This is a genomic window from Agrobacterium sp. ST15.16.055, assembly GCF_027956555.1.
GTDB lineage: Bacteria > Pseudomonadota > Alphaproteobacteria > Rhizobiales > Rhizobiaceae > Agrobacterium > Agrobacterium salinitolerans.
This window is the reverse complement of sequence record NZ_JAQKGN010000008.1, coordinates 169130-191938: the sequence shown is the minus strand read 5'-3', so window position 1 is coordinate 191938 and position 22809 is coordinate 169130. Positions and strand designations below refer to the sequence as shown.

Genomic DNA, 22809 nt, shown 5'->3' with positions numbered 1-22809 from the left:
GGGCGACAAAGCGTAGACGTTCTTCCATAACCGAAGTCTCTCTCCACGGCATCAACACCTCCCGCAAAGCGAAAAGTGTTACCCATGTCTCCGGTACAAAACGTCACCTATCTCTCAAGTCGGACATCAACTATTTATTGATTTTCGAGCAACCAAGCATGAAGCCTTGAGCAGCTTGCTCTTCGATACACTTGGAAGCAAACGTTGCTGAGGCCATGGCACAAGCAATTTCAGACACCCTCATATGGCTTCAGGCAACATCGCTGATCGCACATTCACTGTACGAGCTCGCGCTCGACACAGCCGATGGGTCGCATCTGCCCGAAGCCCGCCGTGCTCCAGGCGACATTGAGAACATTCTTCACTTTTGTGGAGATCAAGCTTTTTAATTACATAATCGCATCGCTCCCGGTCAGGGCGGGTTTCGCCTCCACCTCGTCTTCGGCAAGGCTGGCGTTTGCCTGCAGGTGCAGGCCCATGACCGCGACGAGGAGAAAAAACCAGACGAAGCCCGAACTGAGCAAGAACAGCGTTTCCAGAAAGCCGTAGAGCAGGACATAAAGCCAGACGCCGACATAAAGCCGCGTCAGGGGGCTATTGCGCGTGGCCTCATCCATTTTGCCGAGATAGTGAAGCGGCAGCAGGAAAATCCACATTAGCACCAGCCCAAACCCCGGGACGCCGCCCGCAAGCAGCAGGTCGAAATAACCATTATGCGAATCCGGCGCGGTCGTCGCCCAAGTGTTGTTCTCGGTGAAACTCGACATCAGGGCGTCGCTGCGCCAGAAGGCCTGATAGCCGTATCCGAGTAGCGGGCTTTGACGGATGTAATCGATGGCGACGGTCCAGATATCCCGTCTGCCGGTAAAGCTGGCATCGAGCCCCAGCTTCGTCAGCATCTGCGAAAAGACGGGATCGACCGTGGTGCCGACGGTCACGAGCGCGAAAACCGCCAGAAACAAGGTGACGACAGGGTAGCGCCAACGGGGCCAGCGCAGGATGAACCAGCCTGTCGCAATGATGATAGGCATCAGGCCGAGCGCGGTCTTGCCGCCTGACTTCACCAGAAAGAGCAGCGACAGCAACAGCACCGACAACCCGCCGATGAACGACCAGCGCTTGCAGAGATAAATACCGACGATGATCAAAACCGCCATGACCGAGGCGGCCTCGTTCTTATGGCGGAAAACCCCGCGCCAGTCCCCTGCCAGCAATGGCTCCAGCGCATCGCTGGCCTGATGGATCGAGCGCGAGGGCAGCACGATGATTCCGAAATAGCACAGGAACAATATGATCAGGGTGCATGCGGCAAGCAGCGTGGTAAAATGCCGCTCGGTGCGCGGCAATTGCAGGAAGCCGCCGGCAAGCACGCAGATGATGGCGCACATGGCAAGCCGCCGCAGCGAAAACGCCGGCGCCTCGCCCATCAGCGAGGTGAAAACAAACCAGCCGAAAACCGCCGCCATCAGCAGACGCGGTGAGAAGACGAGGGAAAACGAACGCTCCTTCGCCATGAACGCCAAGAAACTGAAAAGCAGAATGATCGCGGTAAGCTGGTTCAGCAGGTTGGACCCTGCCGCCATGGCGGATCCCTGATAGGTCGAAGAAAGCGAAATATAGGGCGAGAAGCCGACCGTGAAATAAAGGAACGTCACATAAAACAGTGTATTCCGCCAATATCCACGCGCCTGTTCTTCGTGCGCTGCAGCCATAAGGGGGGCTTCTCTGTCTTTTTCCATGCGTGCCACATCGTACCCGATGCTTCATTGCGGTACCATGAGTAAGTATCCCGCCAAAAACCTATTTTTTAGTTATTCCGAATTCACGGATGAATAGCAATTCCTGTGCACGGCCTCGCCTATCTGCCGCTCGATCAGGTTCGGCCGCATCTGGATGCAGGCCGATCGATGCGGGTGCCCGGCAAGTTTACGCCCGACCTGCCGGGCTATCACCTCTATTATCCCTGCCGACGGCATCCATCCGCCGCCTTCAGCCTGTTTGTCGAGACCCTGCGGTTTCGGGGGTAAGATTGAAGAGCTCCGGATGAAACGATCCGGCCCGGGCTGCGTCAAAAAGACCCTGCACGAGGGCATAAAATGGCGTTGTTGAAGCAGTGGTTTTAAGGTAGCCCTACCCTCGATAGATTGTGTCAAGTAACAGACTGGAAATACGAAAATGATGGATTGGGATTGGGTAGATTTGTTTCCCTTAGTCTTCTTTCCTTTCAAGATTCTCGTGCTGGGCACGGGCATGTTCTTCGCCATCAAGTGGCATCACGATCAAGCAAAGAAAGAAAAGGACCCCAGCGGGCCGTGAGTGTCCGCCGGTCGGGTTCGGACTTCACCAATTGAATGTTTTCCCGCTTGAGCCGGCGCCGACCCCCATGGCGCTGGTTGCGGATGCGGATGATCTGGCTGTCGCGAAAATATTGCGTTTCACACGGTGGACATCGATTTCGCCAGAACGGCTTTCCATTGCGCCGCATCGCCGTTGAACGCCGGCGGGGATGTCTCCCCGCCGAAACGCATGCTGGAAACGGACCGCCGCTTAGAACTCCCGCCAGTCGCCTTTTGTATCGACGGCGGCATTGCCCGAAAACGCAGAGGCGATCTTGCGACCCAGCGCGCGGACCGGGGATGCCACATATCTGTCGTTATCGCCTGCGCTGCGAACCGGCGCAGGCTGGTTTTTCGGCTGCTGGGTGCCGTCGGCGAGCCGAAACTGGGAGAGCAGCTGGTTGAGCGACGCCACTTCCTTGGCGAGGCTGTGGCTTGCGGCATTGGTTTCTTCCACCATGGCCGCATTTTTCTGCGTGTCCTGGTCCATCTGGTTGACGGCCGTATTGATCTGCTGCAGTCCGGAAGACTGTTCCTGCGCGGCCTCCACAATGGAGACGACGTGCCGGTTGATCTCCTGAACTTCCGAAACGATGGTTTCCAGCGCCTTGCCGGTGTCGCCCACCAGTTGAACACCCTGCTGTACCTGATCGTTCGAGGTGGTGATCAACGCCTTGATCTCTTTCGCCGCGTTGGCGGAGCGCTGGGCAAGCTCGCGCACTTCCTGTGCGACGACGGCGAAACCCTTGCCGGCCTCACCAGCGCGGGCTGCTTCCACGCCCGCATTCAGCGCGAGCAAATTGGTCTGGAAGGCGATTTCGTCGATCACGCCGATGATGTTGCTGATCTCATTGGCGGATTTGGCGATCTGCTCCATGGCGACCACGGCGCGGCGCACCACCTGGCCGGATTGTTCGGCGCCCGTCTTGGCGCGACTGACGATCAGGCCCGCCTCCTGCGCGCGCTTGGTGGAATCCCTGACCGTCGTGGTGATTTCTTCCAGAGCGGCGGCGGTTTCCTCCACGGCCGCGGCCTGCTGCTCGGTGCGTTTGGCCAGATCGTCGGCGGCAGACTTGATCTCGTCCGCACCCGCGCCGATGCCGCTGGCGTTCTGAGCCACCTTGGTCAGCGCCGCCTGCAGCTTTTCAGCGGACATGTTGAAATCGTTACGAACGGCGTCGAGCGTCGCGGTGAACGGCTGGCCAATGCGATAGGAAACATCGCCTTCCGAAAGCTTCGAGAGGCCGGCGGCAAGATTGTCGACGGCGAATTTGACGTCGGCGGCTTCCCTTGCCTTCTGCTGTTCCCGCTCGATACGGTCTTTCTCCGAGAGGGTGCGGTTGGCATCTGTTTCCTGTTCGAGACGAATGCGCTCAATAGCGTTTTCCCGGAAGACCTGCACGGCTTTCGCCATCTGGCCCACTTCATCCCGACGCGCCATGCCATCGATCTCCGTGGCCGTCTCGCCGCCGGCAAGCGATACCATGCGCTCGCGCAGAAGGGCGATCGGGGTGGTGATGCCACGGGACGCCACGAACAGCGCCAGAATGATACCGACCGCAAAAGCGATGCCGACAATCACCAGCGAGGCCATGATGGTCGAATTGGTCTGATCCGTCAGTTGGGTGCTTCCCTTGACGACACCCTTGGCAAGCTTGTCCAAGAGGTCGGCGATATCACTTCCGACCGAGCGGATTGCAACATCGGCCTTTAGCAGTTCCGCAGCGGATTCTTGGTTGCTGTTGGCAGAGCCAAGTTCCACAGCCTTATCGGTAATTGCAATAATGCCCTGAACTTGCCCCAACAACCTGTCCACCGTCGCGGCCTCTTCCGGGAAAATGGCTTTGACATTGTTCAGGCGCGATATCAAATCTCCCTTGTCTCTCTGATATTCCCGCATGACGATCTTGAAGTCGGGAGCCTTCGCATCGTAGGCCATGACCTGATAGGCGCCATAGGCCATCGCCTCCAGATTGCGATTTGCGCGGGAAAGCTCCACCAGCGCGGCACTGTCAGTAGCGATAAAGAAAGAATAAGCCGTGTCCGCTTGCTTGTAATGGGTGGACATGTAAGCCGTGGCGCCAAGGCCGACGATGCAGAGCGGGAGAATGAGTGACAGGATTTTGGTGCGAATACTGGCGTTTTGAAGAAAAGACACGGAAAGCCTCACGTCATTAAAAACCGCTCCTTCCCCGTGCCGGAGGTGTTCGGCAAGACTGACATTGCACGTCAAGCGCCCCGATCATCGAGGCTTCGCTAGCCGCATCATAGGCTCTGGTCGCATCTGCATCATGCATGCGCCGCAGAAAGCAGCCCGTCCCCTCAAATGCGGGGAGGCCGCTTCCCGCGTTGGCGCGGCGACCCGCCAGCAGGCGGAAACGCCGGGCCTAATTTCCGGGAAAAAGCGAAAGCATGCGAGCTTTCAGCCGTCACCATCGATTTATTTTACAGTAAAATGATTATAATCAAAAACTTTACAATTCCTTCATGCCGTGGCGGGCAAAACCCGCGTGTTTTTTGCCCGTCGAAGACCGGTCGTCAGTCGCCCGGCGTGAAGGGTCGCGCCCTTCGCATGAGCGTCCATCGTTGCAAAATGGCGGCCATGACGGCAAGTCCTGCCATGGCGGCGAATATCGAGGCGATGTCGCGATAGGCGGCGGCAAAGCCGAAGCGGGCAATCCATGGCTGGCTTGCCAGCGGCGAGATGAAATGCCCGAGAAACATCGAGGCGGTGACGATGCCGGCGATACGCCCGCGCAGTCTGAGCGGTGCCAGCAAGATGGTGGTGGACATGATGCCCGGCATCACCAGGCCGAGGCCAAACCCCACCACCGCAAGCGATGACAGCAAGGCAACCAGCCCTTCGGCCCTGGCAAGCAGCGCAAAACCCGCCGCCATCGACACCAGCCCGACGGCAATGATGGCGGTGACGGTGACCCTTGCCCGCAATCGTCCGAAATTGAGCGCCGCCAGCGCCCCGGCCAAATTGAAAATGCCGATGGCGTATCCCGCAATGCTACCGGAAAACACCCCAAGCTCCCGCAGGAAAAACGGCAGCTGCGAGGGAATGGTGTAGAACAAGGCATTGACGAGAAACACCGCCAGCGCCAGCACGCCCACCAGCAGCCAGTTGACCGCAAAATCCCGTTCGCCTCCGGCCTTGATAGCGCCATCGTTCCTCACCGGCTCCGTCAGAAAGAACAGGGCTGCCGGCAGAATGAGCAGGGCGACGGCATAGACCGCGAAGGGCGCGCGCCAATGCAGATCCGCCAGCAAACCGCCCGCCACCACAAAAACCACACCGCCGATCTGGGTAAAGGCCTGTTGCAGGCCGAGATAGCGCTCCCGCGCCGAACCTTCGAAATAATCGCCCACCAGCGCCGTGCCGATCGTCATGATGGCGCCGATCGCCAGCCCCAGAAAAGCGCGCCCGACGAGCAGGCCGACAAGACTTTCGGAAAAAAGGCCGGACATGCCGGAAAAGCTGTAAAGCAGGATCGCGCCGAGCAGCAGTCGCTTGCGGCCGAAGCGATCCGCCAACACGCCGGCGACCGGTGCACAGAGCGCCACGAACACCGATGGCAATGTCAGCACCATGCGGCTCATGATCTCAACATCAGGCGTCGACAGGAAGCTCTGTTCGATGGCCGGCAACGAGGGCGCGACCGTGGTTCCGGCCATGATGGTGAGTGTGGCAACGAATAGCAGCGTGAGCTTCAACGCCTTGGAATTCTCGATCATGGAACGTCCTTAGATAGTGTTCCATGCACTGATAATTCCTCAACTATGGTTGAGGTCAATAGCCGCAGACAAAAAAGCGGCCGGCCTTTCAGCCCGCCGCATTCATTCCCGATAGTGCGTTAAAAGCCGCCGACCGCGTCAGGCGGCCGCGCGCCGCAGCGCTGTCGCAACCTTGTGGATATGCGCCGCACCAATGCCGCAGCAGCCGCCGATCATGGTCGCGCCCGCATCCGCCCAGGAGCAGGCGAAATGGGAATAGACATCGTCTGTCAGGTCGGCGCGGGTGCCATGCAGGCCTTCATTGGCAGCGGAATCGCCCTGTTCGCCCTCGAAAGCATTGGCATAAACGCCGATCTCGAGCGAAGCACCCTTGTCCGCAAAGACGGCGGAGGCGGTTTCGACGGCGGCTTTCATGATTTCCGGCTTGCTGCAGTTGAACAGCAGGGCGGCGGCACCCGATTGCGCCGCCCATTCGGCGGCCGCCTTGACCGTTTCGCCGGAGCGAAGCGCAGGCTCCCCGCCGACCGCAGCCGCGTCGTCGTTAAGCGTGAAGGAGATCCAGAACGGCTTACCCGTTGCGGCAACGGCTTGCCGCACCGCCTCGCCCTCGGCGATCAGGCTCAGCGTCTCGCCGAGCCAGACATCGACTGAAGGAGCGAGATTGTCGACCAGCACCTTGAGATAGGCCTGCACCCGGCCCGCATCGAAATTCTGCGGCTCATAGGAGCCGAAGATCGGCGGCAGCGAACCGGCAACCAGCACGTCACGACCTGAAGCATCCGCCGCCTCGCGCGCCAGCCTGCCGGAAAGGGCGATCAGCGAGGCGCCATCCTTCTGGAAACGCTCTTCGCCGATGTGGAAGGGCACCAGCGCATAGGAATTGGTGGTGACGACATCGGCACCGGCCTCGATGAACTCCGCATGCACCTGCCGCACGATATCGGGGGAATTGATCAGCGCCAGCGCCGACCATTCCGGCTGTTTCAGCTCGGCGCCCAGCCGCTGCAATTCGCGGCTCATGCCGCCGTCGAGAATACGGATAGTGCCCATGGTGATACTCCTTGAATGTTTACCGCCGGACCGGCACCTGCCGTTCGACAAGGCCGAAACAGCGGGCGATGATGGCGGTGAGAATGAGATAAAAGACGGTGACGACGATCAGCGGCTCATAGACCAGAAGCGTATCCTGCCGCACCTTGTAGGCGACGGCGTAGAGGTCCATCACGGTGACTGTAAAGGCAAGCGGCGTTGCTTTGAGTTGCATCACCACCTCGCCGGCAATGGTCGGCAGCGCGATACGGATCGCGCGCGGCAGCCAGATGCGGCGAATGAGGGTAAAGCGGCCCATACCGAAAGCCCTACCCGCCTCCAGCTCGCCTTTCGGCACCGCCAGCAGCGCACCGCGCAGCACCTCCGCCTCATAGGCCGCATAATTCAGCGTGAAGCTCACGGCCGCGAAGAAGAACCCTTCGCGCAGCACCGGCCACATAAAACTTTGCCGGAGGCCTGGGACCATCGGCAGAAGCGAGCCGACGCCGTAATAAAGCAGCCAGAGCTGGATGAGCAGCGGCGTTCCGCGAAAGAAGGTGCAATAGCCCCGCGCCAGAATTTTCGTCACCCGCCCGCCGCTGACCTGCGCGAAGGCAAGCCCGATGGCGAGCACGAAGCCGATGCTGACGGAGATGACGAGCAGCGCCAGCGTCTGCCAGGCACCGGATAAAAGCAGCGGCCAATATTTGGCGACCCAGGAAAAATCCATGCCGTTCCCCCTTACGCCAAAGCCGGCTGGCCGCGCCGCACCCGGCGTTCCAGCAGCGAAAAGACGAGATTGGAGACGAGCGTGATGGCGAGATAGAGAAATGCCGCCGCGAGGAAGAACAGGAAATATTGCTTGGTGCTGGCGCCTGCCAACCGCGTCGCGAGCGCCAGTTCCTGGTAACCGACAACAGCCACCAGCGCGCTGTCCTTCGTCACCGCAAGCCAGAGATTGGCGAGCCCTGGCAGTGCATTCGGCAACAGTGCCGGCAGGATAACCCGGCGGAACCGAAGCGCCGGCGACATGCCGAAGGCGCGCGCCGCCTCGATCTGCCCGTTCGGAATGGCAAGGATCGCGCCGCGCAGCACCTCGGTCATATAGGCGCCCTGCACGAAACCCAGAACTGCAACGGCGGCAACGAAACCGTTGACCTCCAGCGGCGGCATGCCGGCGAGCAACAGCAGCCGGTTGAGACCGTCCGTCCCGGCATAATAGAGCCCGACAATGAGGATCAGTTCGGGAACGGCGCGGATGGCCGTGGTGTAGAGATTGAGCAGCAGGCCGAGCGGCCTGTTGCCCGAAAGCTTGCCGAGTGCGCCGGCAAGCCCGATGATAATGCCGATGAGGTAAGCACCGGCGGAAATGGCAAGCGTCGACGCCGCACCCTTCAAAAGGGTGCCGCCCCATCCCGGAGGATAGGGTGACAGCAACTGCAACGTGGTTTCAAGGCTTGCCATCGATGTGACCGATCAGGGCTTGCTGCCGTAAATATCGAAGCTGAAATACTTCTTGGTGATTTCGTCATATTTCCCGCTGGCGCGGACGGCGGCGAGAGCGGCGTTCAGCTTGGTCTTCAGTTCCGTATCGTCCTTGCGCAGGCCGCCGGAAACGCCAAGACCAAGGATTTGCTTGTCGTCGGCCACATTGCCCATGTCGGCGCAGCAATCCTTGCCGGCATCGCTCTTCACGAAGGCATCGAGAACCAGCGAGTCACCGAACACATAGTCGATACGGCCGGCGGCCAGATCCTGAAACGCCTCGTCCAGCGTCTGGTAGGTCTTTTCGTCAGCGACATCAGCGAAATATTTCTTGTAATATTCGGACTGGATGGTCGCGACCTGAATGCCGATGGTCTTGCCCTTGACGTCTTCCGGCGCAGCACCCGGCTTTTCACCCTTGGCGCCGATCAGCTTGCTCGGTGTGTTGTAATATTTGTCGGTGAAATCGATCACCTTCTGGCGCTCTTCCGTGTTGGACATGGACGACCAGATGACGTCGAACTTCTTGGTCTGCAAGGCGGGGATGAGACCATCCCAGGACAGCTCGACGATCGAGCATTTTTCCTTCATTTCCGCGCAGACGGCGTCCATGAGATCGATTTCCCAGCCCTGCCACTTGCCGGTAGCGTCTTTGGCGAAGAAAGGCGGGTAGGCTTCGTTCATGATACCGAAGCGGACATCGGCGCTGGCGGTGAAGGCGGAAAACGCAAATGCCGTTCCGGCAAGCAGCGTAGCGAAGAATTTCATTTAAAGTCTCTCCTGTTGAATACGAACTGTCAGGCAAAAGGGTCAATTGGCCAGCGCGCCGGTGAATTCACGACACCGGGCGCTTGTGGGGTTGCCGAACACCTGCGCCGGCGGTCCCGCTTCCTCCACCCTGCCCTGATGCAGAAACATCACTTCCGAGGAAACATCCCGGGCAAAGCGCATTTCGTGGGTGACGAGCAGCATGGTGCGGCCTTCCTCGGCCAGATCGCGGATGACCTTCAGCACTTCGCCCACCAGTTCCGGGTCAAGCGCCGAGGTGGGCTCGTCGAACAGCATCACCGCCGGTTCCATGCAGAGCGCGCGCGCAATGGCGGCGCGCTGCTGCTGTCCGCCGGAAAGGAACGCCGGATAGGCGTTTTTCTTGTCATAAAGCCCGACCTTGTTCAGCAGAGCCTCGGCTTTTTCGACCGCCTCCTGCCGCCTGACGCCCAGAACGTGAACCGGCGCCTCGATGACATTTTCGAGAACGGTACGATGGGCCCAGAGATTGAAATTCTGGAACACCATGCCAAGCCCGGTGCGCAGTTTTTCCACCTGCCGCCAGTTTTTCGGCACGGCCTTGCCGTCCTTGCCGGCGTTCGTGGCGATCTCTTCGCCATTGACGATGACCCGGCCGCGATCCGGCGTTTCGAGGAAGTTGATACAGCGCAGAAAGGTGCTTTTGCCGGAACCGGAGGACCCGATAATGGAGATCACATCGCCCTTGTGGGCTTTCAGTGAAACGCCCTTCAAAACTTCATGCGTGCCGAAGCTCTTGTGGATGTCATCCGCCTCGAGCGCACAGGCGCCTGTATCTGTCATCGATTGACCTTGCCGATCCGTTTTTAGTGCCGCCTCGCCAATAGCCAGGGTCTCGCGGTGCGACGTGCACAATAACAAAGACTTGAGCCGCGCATGTTTAGCGAAAATAGCCGCAGACGCGCGCAACAATCGGCTCTTTTACATATTTGCAACGAAAAATCATTTCAAAATATCACCTTGGACGAACAACAGCGGAAACCTGTGCGTCTGGGGATGTCGGAGCGACGCCCGCTTCTGGGCCTGTCCGGTTCCCCTCCGTCTTTCTCCACAATGGCCGGCCCGCCAATGCGATTTTTTTGGTTATCCGCGATGCACGAGGAGATAGCGCCGTGAACGCACGCTTTGCCCTCGGGAAATCAAAATCGGGAGACAAAAATCAAGACAGTCATTTCCAAAATTTAAACTTCGACACCCCAAAAAGCATCCGCAAAAAATGATCCACATTTCATCCACCGGTTGCTTATGGGAGTATATTTTGTTAACCTCGAATAGCGCAGGATTATAAATCCAACTTGTTGATATAAATGTGATTTATCTTCAATTCGATATTTCACACCCGAGCGGATCGCAGGTTTTATATCTATATTAATACATTAAAATATACGCTGCCTATGGTTGATTTCATCTATGCGCAAAAGCTTGGGGGCCGACGGTGGACGTTCCGATACACACCAAAATGGACGACGGCGATAGTGGTCAGTCGCCACAACGCCCGGTTCAGCCAGGTGTCTCCGGCGTTCGCCCCATGCGCAGGGATGACGTGCCCGCCGTCGAAGCCGTCCTCAACAGCGCTTTCAGGAAGACCGGGCAGGAGCGCAATTTCGACTTCCGCTCCTATATAGAAAAACTGTTTTTCGGCAGTCCCGCCTTCAGCCCGGAAAACGGCAGCGTTGTCTACGACGCCGGGGAAAACGGGGTCACCAGCGTCATTCTCGCCGTGCCCATGCGCTTCGTTGCGAATGGAAAAACGATTACCGCCCGGCTGCTTTGCGCCTTCGCATCGGACGGGAAACGCGGCGCGCTCGGCGCGGCGCGCCTGTCCCGCGGCATGCGGGCATCCAAACACGACATGTTGTTCTCGGATACGGCTTCTCCTGTCAGCGCCGATCACTGGGTGGCGACCGGCGGCGACATGCTGCCGATTGAAAGCCTGCAATGGCACAAGGCGCTCAAGCCCTTCTGCACCATAGCGTTGCGCATGCCGCGCCGCTCGAAACTGGCCAAAACCACGCTGGCGCTCGCCGCGCTTGGACTTGTGGATGGAATCCTGCGGCGGTGGAAAAAGGGTCTGAGGCCGCAGGAGGCCGCTGGTGCCAGGGTGAGAACCGTGGATTACGAAACCTTCCGACGCAGCGCGCTCGCGATGATCGAGCGTTTTTCCATCCGCCCGGAATGGTCTCACAAAGAGTTCCACTGGCTGATAGAGATGAGCAAGGCCAATGAAAGCCTCGGCGAACTGAAAAGCGTGATGATCGAGAATGCCGAAGGTCACGCCATGGGCGCCGCACTGTTTTTCGGCCAGCGGGGAAGAACGGCCTATGTGCTCAATCTCGTCTGCGATGCCGGCTGCGAAAACGATGTGCTCAACACCCTGTTCCGCCATTTCGATGATGAAAACTATGCCCATGTCACCGGCATGGCGCAGCCCTTTCTCATCAACGCGCTTTACCGCCAGAACCACATGAGCTTCCGCCACGACGGTTATTTCTGCATGGCGACGCGCGATGACGCCCTGAGGGAAAAGGCGCTGGGCGGCGACATCTATATTGGCGGGTTGTGCTCGGAAAGCTGGAGCAAACTCATCACCGACTATTGAGGTTCCTGCCCGGCCCCGGAGCGGAACACGGTCGCGACGCCCTCAAGCCTTGCGGAACCGCCCGACATTCGCCGAGATGAGATGGCGCAGCGCTTTCGCATAACGTTTGGAGCGCGTCTTGGCCGCCAGCGCGCTTCCCCAGTCCACCATCGACCCGTTGATATCGAAATCGCCGAGCTGGCCTTCGGGAATATCGCCCTTCTCGATGCGCTCGACGATGGAGGGTAGAGCCGCATAGAATTCCGGCGAACGATAGGGCGGATGCAGCGAATACATGCCCTTGCCCGTGCCGAGAAAATCGAGCCGGTGAACGCCGGTGCGCATCATGTTGGTGCTCAGCACTTCCTCGGCAGGCATGGAGACCGGCTGCTGGTTATAGGCATAGGAGCGGATACGCCGTTTGACATCGGGCCTGAGCAGTTCCAGCGAGCCGATCCTTTTCGCAAGACGGTCCATGTCGATCATGAACAGCCGCGTCGAAACGGTGGCGAAACGCCAGGTGGGAATGCGCGACGGCAGCTTGCGCGGCGCAGGGATGTTCTTCACGCCGGGCATGCCGACATGGCGGGAAATATCCAGATCGCCGCGAACCGTCGGCGGCCCGGAAAAGGGCGTGATGCACAGCGCATCCGGATTGGCCTTCTGCAATGCAATCGCCTCACTGAACCAGCTCTGGCTGCCGCCACCGAACATCATGTCGCTGTCCATGTGCATCACGTAACGGGCATTGGCGCGTTTCAGCCCGTAGAAATAGACATGGAAAGGCCCGCCATCGAAAGCCTTGGCGGGATAGGGGATGGGAGAGCGCGAAAAGAAGGTCTGCGTCACCGTATCACGCGCCGCATCGCTGTAATCGACGATATCCACAGAGAGATGCGGATAATTGGTCTGCATTTCCTCCAGCATGTCGAAGAGACGCTGGCGCGCCGCATCGAAACCATTGCCCTTGTACCGCCCCGCCCCCACCTGGCCCGTATCGACCGTCAGCAAAATGCGGTCCACCTGCCCGCCCCAGACCCTGAGCTGATGCGGCAGCGTCAGGGCCGCATGCGGGGCATCGAAGGGATGGAGGTTGATTTGCAGCGCCTTTTGCACGGGAGGAAGCGGCATTTCAGCATTCATAGTCATGCACCACGGTTCCGGAATTCATTGATGACGGCCATCATGGGTTTTTCGTTGAAACTCCAGTCCAGCGGCAGCGGCCGGTTGGCGGTGCCGTCCCGGCGAGGATAGGCCCAGCGGATCCAGGTATATTGATCCGAGATGCCCCATGTGGTGATGGAGGAAAGCGCGCCGCCCGCCGAGGCGGCCTCCAGAAACTCGCGGACCTGACCGTTGATCAGCATATCCCGTTCGGCCTCCGGCGCGGGCAGCGTCTGGTCCATCACGTCAAGCTCCGTCACCAGAACGGCAAGACCGTAGCTGCGCATTTCCGTCGTGAAGGCGGCAAGCTCGTCCTTGGCGATCGGCCAGCCGCCGCGCAAATGCCCCTGCAGGCCAACGGCGTTGATCGGCGCGCCCTTTTCCAGCAGTTCGAGGATGAGATTGCGGAAAGCGGCGCGTTTGGCCGGCGATTTCTCGGCGGCAAATTCGACATCATATTCGTTGAGCACGAGCTGCGCCTTCGGATCGACCGCATGGGCGATCTCGAAAGCCTTCTTGATGGCGTCAGGCCCCGCGCCATAATACCAGGCATCGCGCCGCGCACGCACATTGCCCGGCACGTCGGGGATCGGTTCGTTGACCACGTCCCAGCTGTGGATCACGTCCTTATACCGCTCCATCACGGTGACGATATGGGTTTCCATCAGCTTCTCGACCTTGGCGCCGCCAACACTGGCAAGCCAAGGCGCGTTGGAAGCGTACCAGATCAGCGGATGGCCATGCATGGCTAGCTTGTGCTGGCGCGCGAAATTGGCGAGTGCATCGGCAGCGGCGAAATCGAAAACCTCCGCCGAAGGCCGCATCACCTCCCATTTCATTTCGGTGACAGGGGTGATGCGCGAGCAATATTTCACCACCGCCTCGCCGATGCGGCTATCGGCATTAAGGTCAGGCAGGTAGACGGCGGCGCCATAGGGGGCGGTTTTGATCGTGGCTTTCTTCTGCGCGGCAAAGGCCGGGCCGGCCACGGCATGCAGCAGGCCAGCGCTTGCCGCACCGCCTATAAAATTCCGCCGCCCGATCCGCATTCGCCCGCCTCCGCAACCTTTATTCCCAAAACATAACATCCCTATCATAGGAAAAGGATATTAAAGATTTGCAAGGTTAACCGACGTTATACCACGTCATAATTGGCCAGACCCGCTTAATGCGGTAGTAACTTCGCTGTGCGAATTCTTGGCCAACGCCGCAGGGAGTTTGAAGTCTTGGTTTCCGTTTCGATTGTCATTCCCGTTCGCAATGGCGAGCGTTACATCGTGGAAGCGATCGAAAGCGTGTTGCTGCAGGGCGAGACCATCGGTGAAGTGCTTGTCGTCGATGACGGCTCCACCGACACCACCGCACAGAAAGTGGAGGGTTTTTCCGACCCTCGCGTCAAATTGCTTGCCCGGCCACAGGGAAGGCAGGGCGTTTCCGCCGTGCGCAATTTCGGCCTGTCGCAGGCGCGCGGCGAATGGACGATGTTCCTCGATGCCGACGATCGCCTGAAACCGGGCGCCATCGCGGCCCTTTGCGCCGGCATCTCCGGGCCGGATGTCGTCGCCGTCTATGGCGATTACGAACGCATCGATGAGGATGGCTTCAAGACCGGTCGGCGCAACCTCATCCGCCGCCGGGAAAAACCCGATGGTTTCATTCTCCAGCCGCTGCTCGGCGGAAACTTCATCGTCAATGGCGGCATCATGCTGGTCAGAACCCGCATCTTTCAGGAATTCGGCGGTTTCGACGAGACGTTGCGTTATGCCGAAGACTGGTATGGCTGGTGCCGGCTGGCCGCCGCCGGCCGTTTCGTTTACCTGCCCGGCTGCCATGTGCTGGATTACCGCGTGCACAGAACAAGCGTGATGATGAACCGGCTTTTGACATTCCGGGATTGCGAACCGGCGATCGAGGCTGTGTTTTCCGACCCGGCCATCGTCGCCGCCATTTCGCCGCCGGAACTGCGACGGCTTCGCCGCCGTTCGGAGAACCATATGAACGCCTATACCGTGGCGCAGGCCTTCCGCGCCCGCCGTTACCGCGAGGCTTTTTCGGCGCTGGCCGACACCTTCCTCAACCGCCCGCGCCAAAGCCTCAGGGCCGTCGTTTTTTCCGCCGCAGCGCTTGCCGGAATTTAGGAGTTTCCATGTCCGAGATCATGCCGGAAGCGGTGGTGTGCATTCCGAGTTTCCGCCGGCCGGAAGGCCTGAAAAAGACGCTTCGGTCACTCGCGGCCCAGAAGGTTGATTTTCCCTTCGCCATTGTCGTGGTCGATAATGACGGCGCAGGCCAGCAGGGTCTCGCCGTCGCACGCACATTTTTCGCCGAGAACGGCGTGAACGGTCAGGCGCTGGTGGAGCCGACGCAGGGCAATTGTTACGCCATCAACACGGCCTTCCGCACCGCCCGGCAAAGCTATGCTTCGGCTGAGTGGTTCCTGATGATCGATGACGACGAGGCCGCCTCCCCCCAATGGCTTGCCGAAATGGTTTCAGCGGCGAAATCCTTCGGCGTCGACATCGTCGGCGGCCCGGTCAACCGGGAATTCGACGCACCGGCTTCGAAGGCGGTTCTCTCGCATCCGCTGTTCGGCTCCATCGAAGCGCCGACCGGTCTCGTCGAGCAAATCCACGGATCGGGCAATTGCCTGATCTCACGGCGGGTGTTCGAAAGCCTGCCGAAACCGGAATTCGACGTGCAGTTCAACTTCCTCGGCGGCGGCGACATGGATTTCTTCACCCGCTGCCGCAAGGCAGGTTTCAAATTTGCCTGGAATGCCCGCGCCGTCATCATTGAATATGTGCCGGAAAGTCGGATGGCGCCGAGCTGGATCATGGAGCGCTCGCTCCGCACCGGCATCATCAATTACAGCATCGACCGCGCCCGCCACCCCGGCCTGAAGGGCGGACTGCTGCTGACCGCCAAAAATGCCGTCAGCCTGTGCCTGTCTCTGCTGCGCGCCGTTTCCGCCGGGCTGAAAACCGGCGCCTGGCTGCCCGCCACACATCCGCCGCTGATGTCCATCGGCCGGGTGATGGCAAGCCTCGGCATCACACTCACCCCCTACAAGGCGCCGGCGAAGAAGAGCTGACCGCAATCGCTCTCGTCGCCGGTTTAGCTGAGGGTCTTTTCCCTGCCGAACGACAGCACGTTCTCGCGTCGTTTTTGCAAACCGAGCGCCGAAAAAGCCGCCGCAACAACGAAAAGCGGCACCAGCAGCGGCCAGAAGAAACAAAGGACGATGCCGGTCACCCGGTAAAAATCCCAATTCTTATCGCGGCGGGCACCTTCAATATAGGTCATGGCGAGAGAGGTGGCGGTGCCAATTCCATATATCAAAAGAGAAATGGACGTAATCACCATGGGTGTCCCCAAAATATCTCTGATTCGAATAAATTTATAATATTGGGACAGTGTAGCGCGCTCCTTCGCAGTTGCAACGAATTTCAGCGGCAAAGCCCGTTTTCTCAATATGTTAGGGAAAACTGATTAACTGACGCGATGCAATATGCCTGCCGCCTGCGGGGCTTGCCGCAGCTTTACCGGCCCTGACCCGACGCTCCGAAGCGATACTTCAGCAACGAATATATGGCGATCGGATTGGTCAGCAAATATCGTTTTCCGAGACGCTTCGGCTCGAGCATTGCCCGATAGAGCCATTCCAGCCCCATATCCTGCATCCATTGCGGCGCCCGGCTGTTCTTGCCGGCAAGGAAGTCGAAAAGGCCGCCGCAGGTCTTGATCACGGCGATGCCGGAAAGCCTGTCGAGATTGCGCGAAACGAAGCGCTGCTCCAGCGGAATGCCGAAGCCGACCCAGAGAATATCCGTTTTCGAAGCGGCGATATCGGCAAGGACCGCGTCTTCCTCGGCGCGGCTGAAATAACCGTTGCGCCGTCCCGAAAATACGAGACGCGGATAGAGCCTCTGCATTTCTTCGACCGCCGCACGGTTCACCTCTTCCGAACCGCCGAGGAAATAAAACCGGCTTCCCGTCTCTTCGGCACGCTTGGCGACCGCATGAACGAGATCGGTCGTCGCGACCCGTTCCCTCAGCGCCTGCCGGCAGAATTTTCGGGAGAAGATCACCAGTGACATACCATCGGCATGAATCTGGTCCGCCTGCCGCAGCATGGCGTCGAATTCCCGGTCGTGATGACAAAGCGCAATGACCTGGCCGTTCGCCGAGGTCGAATAAAACGGTCTTGCATCGGACACGCGCTCGCTTACCGCACGCAGGATGAAATCCCGCGCCGTTTCATCGATGGTCGCGTCAGTGATGGGCAATGCCGCAAGGGGAATAACCGGCCAGACCTGGCCCGGCGCTCCCGCATCCGGCCTCTCTCTCCCTGTCATGATCTGTCCGGTGTCCAAGATAGGCATCGTTTCATTGTTATAGTCACGCTTATGCATAGGGTATAAGGCTTCAGACACTACGAAGAACTATCATTAATATTTTTATAAATCCCCGTATGCAGTGGGCATTTTACACGCCTGAAGGTTGTGCGCCACATTTTCTAACTATTCCGGTTTTCCAGCCGATGGGTTAAGGGACGCGGAAATCAAACCACGGAAGGGCTCCGGCCATGGAAACAATCTCGATCGACAATCGCGGCGATTTCGGCCTCTGGGCGATAGAACGGGCAAAAGAAATCGTCGCCAACGAAGCGTCCGACCTTGCCATTTCGGTTCGCGATGGAGACGAGGCCGGTATTCGCGATGCCGGCAATGCGCTGGGCGCGGCCATCGCCGCCGCCCTGCTCGAGGTTTATGACGGTCTGATTTCGGAAGAATAAGGCGACACGCAGCCGCCTCGTCTTACCGCGCCGCGACATCCGCGTGATCGTCCCGGCGCAGATAACCCCAGAGGCCGAGCGCCACGGCAATGCCAAGACCGAGGAACAGTCCGCCCATGCCGCCGGCGATCAGGAAGGTCAGCTTGCCCGGCGGCCAGCTTCTGGAATTGGGCGCAACCGGCTGCGAAATCACCCGCACATTGGTGGAATCGATCGACTGCTGTTCGGCAAGCTGGCGCGAGCGGGTGAGGTAAGTCTCATAGATCGCCGCCGCCGAGCGGGCGTCGCGCTCCAGATCGCGCAGCCGCACCTGCGCCTCATTGTCGGTAAAAACATTGGCGCGTTCCGCCACGGCCTTCAGCCTCAGCGCATCCAGCGAGGAGCGCGCTTCGGCGACATTGATCTTGGCCGCCTGCAGGATGCGCCGCGCCTCGTCCGCCATGCCGCGTTCCAGCATTGCCCGCTCCGCACCCGCCGTCGCCAGACGCGGATGGCGTGCGCCATAGGTCAGCGTCATCGCGCCGATCTGCTGCTGCAGGGTGCTATATTGCGCGCGGATGGTGTTCATGGTCTGGCTGTCAAAGATGGCGTCGCTTTGCGTGCGGTTCTGGGCAATCGCCGCCTCCATCTGCTTCAGGCGGGATTCCTCCTGGATCAGCCGCTGCTGGGTCGCAAGCACCTGCGCATTCAGCTCGCCGGAGGCGAGATTGCTGACGAGTTGGCCATTATTTTCCTGCAAACCGTTCTCGCGGCGGAAATCGGCCACGCGCTTTTCGGCGATGGTCACATTTTCGCGCATTTCCTCCAGCCGCTTCTTGAGATCGTCAACGACACGCTGGCTGCTGTCGGAGGTCGTCTGGAACAGTTCGCTTTCGAAAGCTTTCACGATGGCCTTGGAGACCGTCACCGATTTTTCGGCATCATTGGTCCAGACCGAAAGCGTGACCACGAAGGAGCGCGGGTCGCGTTCCGCCGCCACCCGATCACCCAGTGAACGAAGCGCGCCGACGCGGTTGTCATCATCTTCCGGCTTCGATGAGAACATTGCCTTCAGCCGCGCAAGCGGCGGCGGGCTGATGAATTCAGGATCCTGATCGAGCTTCAGCTCGTCCACCACCCGCGCCAGCACGTTGCGCGAAGTGATGGTGCGCAGCTTGCTTTCCACCTCGAGTATCTGTGTGTCACGCTGCTGGTTGGGCGAAAACACCCCATCATTAACGACGTTCAGATTGGAGGGATTAACGACGATATCCGTATAGGCCTTGTAGCGCGGCGGCGTCATAGAGGCGTAAGTGAGTGCGCCGGCGACGCAGAGAATGATCGCCAGCACGATCCAGACGATGCCTTTGCGAAGCCAGAGGATGACGTCATCCACACCGATCCTGTCGATATGTTTCAGGCCCGGCAGCGCAGCCGCCAGATTGCCGCTCGGCGAAACAGCCTTTACCGGCGTCTCGGCAGCGGCCGGCGCAGCGGCGGTCTTCGGCGGTTTCGGCTCAAGATGCTCCTTCAGCACCGTGCGCTCGAAAACCTCGTCCTCGTCCACCAGATCGTCCAGCAGGGAACCATGGGTTCTCGCGGCAGGCGCCGTTTTTTCATCGAGCGGGCGTGCCTGCTTATGTCCCGCCTTTTGAAGCCTGTACATCAGCCAATCCAACTCGAACGAACCACAAAAAGGCCGGCAACAGAGGGTTCCCACCGTCGCCAGAGCCGCCATCGACGGACAAGTTTAAATATGACGGGTGAATTTTAGGTTACCCGCACCAGTCCCGCTATCATCGCCTATTCGCGGCCACGTTGAAAGGGATGATTGACTTGGATGGATCGATACGGTTCTTTCAACCGTTATATTTTTGCATTATCCATTTGACCCTCAAAGATTTTATCGAAACGGAGTTTGGCATGAGCCTGAAATTTGGAACGAGCGGCCTTCGCGGCCTCTCCGTCGATCTGAAAGGAAAAGCCTCGGCCGTCTATGCCACGGCATTTGCAAAACACCTTCTCATATCGGGCCAGGCAAAGGCGGGCGACCCCATTCTCGTCGGCCGCGATTTCCGCGATTCGAGCCCGGAAGTTTCCGCCACCTGCATCGCCGCGCTCAAAAAAGCCGGCCTGAACCCGTTCGATTGCGGCGCCGTGCCGACACCGGCGCTGGCGCTTTACGGCCTGTCGCTGAAGGCCGGCGCGCTGATGATCACCGGTTCGCATATCCCGGCCGACCGCAACGGCATCAAGTTCTACCGCCCGGACGGCGAAATCGACAAGCAGGACGAGACGGCGATTGCCGCTCTTGCCGCCGAAATCGAAGCCGAAGGCATAAGCGCCGAGGCGGCGACCGCCGAAGACCATTCCGCCACCGCCGCCGAACTTTTCTACGAGCGCAACATCGCGTTGCTGCCGGAAAAGGCGCTTTCCGGCCTCAAGATCGGCGTTTACCAGCACAGCACGGTGGCGCGCGATCTCTTTGTCGACGTGCTTGCCCATTATGGGGCGGAGGTCGTTCCGCTCGGCCGCTCCGAAACCTTCATCCCCGTCGATACTGAAGCGGTCTCCCCGGAAACGCTGGCCCTTCTCAAAAAATGGTCGCCGGAGCACGGTCTCGACGCCATCGTTTCCGCCGATGGCGACGGCGACCGCCCCCTGCTGACCGATGACAACGGTGTGCCGCTGCGCGGCGACCTTATCGGCCTGATCACCGCAAATTTCCTCGGCGCCGGCGTGGTCGTTACCCCCGTCACCTCCAATTCGGGTATCGAGGCCAACGGTTCGTTCGACGTCGTCCGCACCAAGGTCGGCTCCCCCTTCGTGATCGCGGGCATGGCTGAGGCGCTCGCCGCCGGCAAGAACGGCGTCATGGGCTTCGAGGCCAATGGCGGCCTGCTGACGGCCTCCGCCTTCACGCTCAACGGCAGGCCGCTTTCGCCTCTGCCGACGCGTGACAGCTTCCTGCCGGTTCTCGCCGTGCTGCTTCTCTCGGCGGAACAGAAAAAGCCGCTGTCGCAGATCGCCGCCGCCTACAACCTGCCTGTCGCCGCCGCCGACCGCCTGGAAAATTTCGCCCAGGAAAAGAGCGCCGCGCTGATGACACATCTGCGCGCCTCCCGCGACAATCTCGAAACCTTCCTCGCCCCGGTCGGCACGGTAAAGGCGCTGAGCGACATCGACGGCCTGCGTGTGGCGCTCACCGATGGCAGCACCATTCATTTCCGCCCTTCCGGCAACGCCCCGGAAATGCGCTGCTACGTCGAAGCCGCCAATCAGGATGAGGCCGAAACGCTTCTGAAAAAGGGGCTCGACCTCATCCGTAATTTTGGCTGAGTCTGGATGCCACCTGCACGATGGTGTAAGCTTGCCGCATGAAGAGAGCAGAGGCCATCAGGAAACTCAAAATGCACGCCCATGCCATGAAAAGCATGGGCGCGACATCGCTTTATGTTTTTGGATCGACCGCCCGCGATGAAGCACTGACCGCAAGCGATCTGGATGTCTTCATCGATTACGATCAGGACGGCCGCTTTTCGCTGATCGATCTCGTCGGCATCAAGCAGTTTCTGGAAAACGAACTGGCGATGGAGGTGGACGTGACCACCCGCGACAGCCTCCACCCGCTGCTCCGCGCCGACATCGAGCAATCCGCAGTGCAGATATTCTGATGATAAAACGGAGGATCTGGCCGGTTCTCAGCGAAATGCTGGACGCGATCCAAGGCATCGAAACGCACACCGCCGGACTATCACTGGACGACTTCAAGCAGAACTGGCTCCTCAAGCTCGCCGTACAGCGCGCTTTGGAGATCATTTCCGAGGCATCACGGCACATCCCGGCAGAATTATTGCGGGACGTTGCGCCTGAAATTCCGTGGAAACAGATTCACGGGATCGGCAATACTCTACGACATGAATACCACAAAGTCGCGGATGATGTGATCTGGGCGGTGGTGACCGAAAATGTCGCACCACTGAAAATAGCCGTCCAAGCTATTCAACAATCCGTCGGGCCTGACAACTGACGTTTTATGGGCACGATGTCCCAAATGTCGCATCCCGTCTTTCCCTGTTGCACTCGCTGGCCCGGAAAGCGATAAGGACCGCAGGGTCCAAGGAGGCGACGATGAGCGGCGAGACCGTTACCCTTTACGAAGCGATCGGTGGCGATGCGACCGTCAGGGCGCTCACCCGGCGCTTCTATGAATTGATGGATACCCTGCCCGAGGCCGCACGCTGCCGCGCCATCCATCCTGTCGATCTTTCCGGCAGCGAGGCGAAGTTTTACGACTACCTGACCGGATATCTTGGCGGACCGCCCGTCTATGTCGAAAAACACGGCCACCCGATGCTGCGCCGTCGCCATTTCGTCGCCCCTATCGGCCCCGCCGAGCGGGATGAATGGCTGCTGTGCTTCCGCCGCGCCATGGATGAGACGATAGAAAATGCGAAGCTGCGCGAGATCATCTGGGCGCCGGTAGAGCGGCTGGCTTTTCACATGCAGAACCAGGAAGCGGATAATCCATGACCCACGAGAGACTGCGCGCCTTCATTCTGCTGCTGGGTAGCCTCCTGGGTGCTGCCGGCGTCATGCTTGCCGCCGCCGCGACCCATACCGGCGAAACCTATATGCTGGGCAATGCCTCGGCTATGGCGCTGGCGCATGCGCCGGTGCTGGTGGCGCTCAATATTGGCGCTAACCGCATCAGAACCGCCATTCCGGCGGGCCTGATCCTCGGCCTCAGCACGGCGGTCTTTGTTGGTGATCTCGTCACCAGACATTTTTCAGGCCACAGCCTGTTTGCCTACGCGGCCCCCCTGGGTGGCCTCGGAATGATCGCGGGATGGCTGGTGCTCTGCGCCGGCGCGTTCCTGAAGCCGAAAGGCTGA

23 protein-coding genes are annotated in these 22809 nt (G+C 59.6%); 10 read left to right on the top strand and 13 right to left on the bottom strand.

The window, feature by feature from the left end; translation table 11 throughout:
- Positions 1-389: 389 nt before the first annotated feature.
- Entirely contained in the window at positions 390-1712 is a 1323-nt protein-coding gene (gene uppW, locus PL599_RS14195; protein WP_269824461.1) for a Wzy-type polysaccharide biosynthesis protein UppW, read from the bottom strand.
- 463 nt (positions 1713-2175) lie between these two features.
- Here uppW and PL599_RS14190 point away from each other — a divergent pair, with 463 nt between their 5' ends.
- Complete coding sequence (locus tag PL599_RS14190) at positions 2176-2316, top strand: hypothetical protein (RefSeq protein ID WP_103036226.1); 141 nt, start codon at positions 2176-2178, stop codon at positions 2314-2316.
- 231 nt (positions 2317-2547) lie between these two features.
- Here the strand turns inward: PL599_RS14190 and PL599_RS14185 are convergent, their stop codons facing one another.
- The 7 genes from PL599_RS14185 to PL599_RS14155 form a co-directional block, all read right to left on the bottom strand.
- Complete coding sequence (locus PL599_RS14185; RefSeq protein WP_271359174.1) at positions 2548-4494, bottom strand: methyl-accepting chemotaxis protein; 1947 nt, start codon at positions 4492-4494, stop codon at positions 2548-2550.
- 380 nt (positions 4495-4874) lie between these two features.
- Complete coding sequence (locus PL599_RS14180; RefSeq protein WP_269824463.1) at positions 4875-6077, bottom strand: MFS transporter; 1203 nt, start codon at positions 6075-6077, stop codon at positions 4875-4877.
- Between the two features lie 138 nt (positions 6078-6215).
- On the bottom strand, positions 6216-7127 hold the full coding sequence (locus PL599_RS14175) for a homocysteine S-methyltransferase family protein (RefSeq protein ID WP_269824464.1): 912 nt from the start codon (positions 7125-7127) through the stop codon (positions 6216-6218).
- A 19-nt stretch (positions 7128-7146) separates the two neighbouring features.
- On the bottom strand, positions 7147-7836 hold the full coding sequence (locus PL599_RS14170; RefSeq protein WP_142913663.1) for an ABC transporter permease: 690 nt from the start codon (positions 7834-7836) through the stop codon (positions 7147-7149).
- Positions 7837-7847: 11 nt separating this feature from the next.
- A complete protein-coding gene (locus PL599_RS14165; RefSeq protein ID WP_269824465.1) occupies positions 7848-8570 on the bottom strand; it encodes an ABC transporter permease in 723 nt (240 codons plus the stop codon).
- A 12-nt stretch (positions 8571-8582) separates the two neighbouring features.
- Positions 8583-9359 carry a transporter substrate-binding domain-containing protein gene (locus PL599_RS14160; RefSeq protein ID WP_269824466.1) on the bottom strand — a complete coding sequence of 259 codons (777 nt, stop codon included), beginning with the start codon at positions 9357-9359 and terminating at the stop codon, positions 8583-8585.
- A gap of 42 nt (positions 9360-9401) precedes the next feature.
- Positions 9402-10181: an ABC transporter ATP-binding protein gene (locus PL599_RS14155; RefSeq protein WP_269824467.1), complete on the bottom strand. Its 780-nt coding sequence runs from the start codon at positions 10179-10181 to the stop codon at positions 9402-9404.
- A gap of 745 nt (positions 10182-10926) precedes the next feature.
- On the opposite strand from PL599_RS14155, the gene PL599_RS14150 reads away from it, so the two are divergent.
- Complete coding sequence (locus tag PL599_RS14150; protein WP_165691104.1) at positions 10927-11997, top strand: GNAT family N-acetyltransferase; 1071 nt, start codon at positions 10927-10929, stop codon at positions 11995-11997.
- Between the two features lie 42 nt (positions 11998-12039).
- Here PL599_RS14150 and uppG read toward each other — a convergent pair whose 3' ends face one another.
- Both uppG and uppI read right to left on the bottom strand, forming a co-directional pair.
- Positions 12040-13119, bottom strand: a complete 1080-nt coding sequence (gene uppG, locus PL599_RS14145; protein ID WP_269824543.1) for a polysaccharide biosynthesis glycosyltransferase UppG — start codon at positions 13117-13119, stop codon at positions 12040-12042.
- A 2-nt stretch (positions 13120-13121) separates the two neighbouring features.
- Complete coding sequence (gene uppI / locus PL599_RS14140; RefSeq protein ID WP_142913658.1) at positions 13122-14189, bottom strand: polysaccharide biosynthesis UDP-hexose transferase UppI; 1068 nt, start codon at positions 14187-14189, stop codon at positions 13122-13124.
- A gap of 177 nt (positions 14190-14366) precedes the next feature.
- Here uppI and uppH point away from each other — a divergent pair, with 177 nt between their 5' ends.
- Positions 14367-15278, top strand: coding sequence for a polysaccharide biosynthesis endo-1,4-beta-xylanase UppH (gene uppH / locus PL599_RS14135; protein WP_142913657.1), 912 nt, complete (start codon positions 14367-14369; stop codon positions 15276-15278).
- A gap of 8 nt (positions 15279-15286) precedes the next feature.
- Positions 15287-16231: a polysaccharide biosynthesis UDP-hexose transferase UppJ gene (uppJ, locus tag PL599_RS14130; protein ID WP_269824468.1), complete on the top strand. Its 945-nt coding sequence runs from the start codon at positions 15287-15289 to the stop codon at positions 16229-16231.
- 23 nt (positions 16232-16254) lie between these two features.
- Here the strand turns inward: uppJ and PL599_RS14125 are convergent, their stop codons facing one another.
- Positions 16255-16596, bottom strand: a complete 342-nt coding sequence (locus PL599_RS14125) for a hypothetical protein (protein ID WP_269824469.1) — start codon at positions 16594-16596, stop codon at positions 16255-16257.
- An 83-nt stretch (positions 16597-16679) separates the two neighbouring features.
- Entirely contained in the window at positions 16680-17495 is an 816-nt protein-coding gene (gene uppL, locus PL599_RS14120) for a polysaccharide biosynthesis UDP-hexose transferase UppL (protein ID WP_269824470.1), read from the bottom strand.
- 230 nt (positions 17496-17725) lie between these two features.
- Between uppL and PL599_RS14115 the strand changes: the two genes are divergently transcribed.
- The gene (locus PL599_RS14115) at positions 17726-17935 is read left to right on the top strand and encodes a hypothetical protein (protein WP_003509414.1); all 210 of its coding nucleotides are present in this window, start codon (positions 17726-17728) and stop codon (positions 17933-17935) included.
- 22 nt (positions 17936-17957) lie between these two features.
- On the opposite strand, the gene uppM is transcribed toward PL599_RS14115, so the two are convergent.
- On the bottom strand, positions 17958-19580 hold the full coding sequence (gene uppM, locus PL599_RS14110) for a polysaccharide biosynthesis protein UppM (RefSeq protein WP_271359172.1): 1623 nt from the start codon (positions 19578-19580) through the stop codon (positions 17958-17960).
- Positions 19581-19837: 257 nt separating this feature from the next.
- Between uppM and uppO the strand changes: the two genes are divergently transcribed.
- From uppO to PL599_RS14085, 5 genes are all read left to right on the top strand, one after another.
- Positions 19838-21253, top strand: coding sequence for a polysaccharide biosynthesis phosphomannomutase UppO (gene uppO, locus PL599_RS14105; protein ID WP_269824472.1), 1416 nt, complete (start codon positions 19838-19840; stop codon positions 21251-21253).
- 38 nt (positions 21254-21291) lie between these two features.
- Positions 21292-21588 (top strand): nucleotidyltransferase family protein, encoded by a 297-nt coding sequence (locus PL599_RS14100; protein WP_137410835.1) that lies wholly within the window; start codon positions 21292-21294, stop codon positions 21586-21588.
- 35 nt (positions 21589-21623) lie between these two features.
- Complete coding sequence (locus PL599_RS14095) at positions 21624-21944, top strand: HepT-like ribonuclease domain-containing protein (RefSeq protein ID WP_332909359.1); 321 nt, start codon at positions 21624-21626, stop codon at positions 21942-21944.
- A gap of 101 nt (positions 21945-22045) precedes the next feature.
- On the top strand, positions 22046-22447 hold the full coding sequence (locus tag PL599_RS14090; RefSeq protein WP_269824474.1) for a globin domain-containing protein: 402 nt from the start codon (positions 22046-22048) through the stop codon (positions 22445-22447).
- Positions 22444-22809: a DUF423 domain-containing protein gene (locus PL599_RS14085; protein ID WP_269824475.1), complete on the top strand. Its 366-nt coding sequence runs from the start codon at positions 22444-22446 to the stop codon at positions 22807-22809. The genes PL599_RS14090 and PL599_RS14085 overlap by 4 nt, the downstream gene beginning before the upstream one ends.

Excerpts from the sequence above, each read along its gene's own strand:
- uppW (WP_269824461.1), bottom strand. The coding sequence starts at position 1,712 with ATGGCTGCAGCGCACGAAGAACAGGCGCGTGGATATTGGCGGAATACA.
- PL599_RS14190 (WP_103036226.1), top strand. The coding sequence starts at position 2,176 with ATGATGGATTGGGATTGGGTAGATTTGTTTCCCTTAGTCTTCTTTCCT.
- PL599_RS14180 (WP_269824463.1), bottom strand. The coding sequence starts at position 6,077 with ATGATCGAGAATTCCAAGGCGTTGAAGCTCACGCTGCTATTCGTTGCC.
- PL599_RS14175 (WP_269824464.1), bottom strand. The coding sequence starts at position 7,127 with ATGGGCACTATCCGTATTCTCGACGGCGGCATGAGCCGCGAATTGCAG.
- PL599_RS14170 (WP_142913663.1), bottom strand. The coding sequence starts at position 7,836 with ATGGATTTTTCCTGGGTCGCCAAATATTGGCCGCTGCTTTTATCCGGT.
- PL599_RS14165 (WP_269824465.1), bottom strand. The coding sequence starts at position 8,570 with ATGGCAAGCCTTGAAACCACGTTGCAGTTGCTGTCACCCTATCCTCCG.
- PL599_RS14160 (WP_269824466.1), bottom strand. The coding sequence starts at position 9,359 with ATGAAATTCTTCGCTACGCTGCTTGCCGGAACGGCATTTGCGTTTTCC.
- PL599_RS14155 (WP_269824467.1), bottom strand. The coding sequence starts at position 10,181 with ATGACAGATACAGGCGCCTGTGCGCTCGAGGCGGATGACATCCACAAG.
- PL599_RS14150 (WP_165691104.1), top strand. The coding sequence starts at position 10,927 with ATGCGCAGGGATGACGTGCCCGCCGTCGAAGCCGTCCTCAACAGCGCT.
- uppG (WP_269824543.1), bottom strand. The coding sequence starts at position 13,119 with ATGAATGCTGAAATGCCGCTTCCTCCCGTGCAAAAGGCGCTGCAAATC.
- uppI (WP_142913658.1), bottom strand. The coding sequence starts at position 14,189 with ATGCGGATCGGGCGGCGGAATTTTATAGGCGGTGCGGCAAGCGCTGGC.
- uppJ (WP_269824468.1), top strand. The coding sequence starts at position 15,287 with ATGTCCGAGATCATGCCGGAAGCGGTGGTGTGCATTCCGAGTTTCCGC.
- uppL (WP_269824470.1), bottom strand. The coding sequence starts at position 17,495 with ATGACAGGGAGAGAGAGGCCGGATGCGGGAGCGCCGGGCCAGGTCTGG.
- PL599_RS14115 (WP_003509414.1), top strand. The coding sequence starts at position 17,726 with ATGGAAACAATCTCGATCGACAATCGCGGCGATTTCGGCCTCTGGGCG.
- uppM (WP_271359172.1), bottom strand. The coding sequence starts at position 19,580 with ATGTACAGGCTTCAAAAGGCGGGACATAAGCAGGCACGCCCGCTCGAT.
- uppO (WP_269824472.1), top strand. The coding sequence starts at position 19,838 with ATGAGCCTGAAATTTGGAACGAGCGGCCTTCGCGGCCTCTCCGTCGAT.
- PL599_RS14100 (WP_137410835.1), top strand. The coding sequence starts at position 21,292 with ATGAAGAGAGCAGAGGCCATCAGGAAACTCAAAATGCACGCCCATGCC.
- PL599_RS14095 (WP_332909359.1), top strand. The coding sequence starts at position 21,624 with ATGCTGGACGCGATCCAAGGCATCGAAACGCACACCGCCGGACTATCA.
- PL599_RS14090 (WP_269824474.1), top strand. The coding sequence starts at position 22,046 with ATGAGCGGCGAGACCGTTACCCTTTACGAAGCGATCGGTGGCGATGCG.
- PL599_RS14085 (WP_269824475.1), top strand. The coding sequence starts at position 22,444 with ATGACCCACGAGAGACTGCGCGCCTTCATTCTGCTGCTGGGTAGCCTC.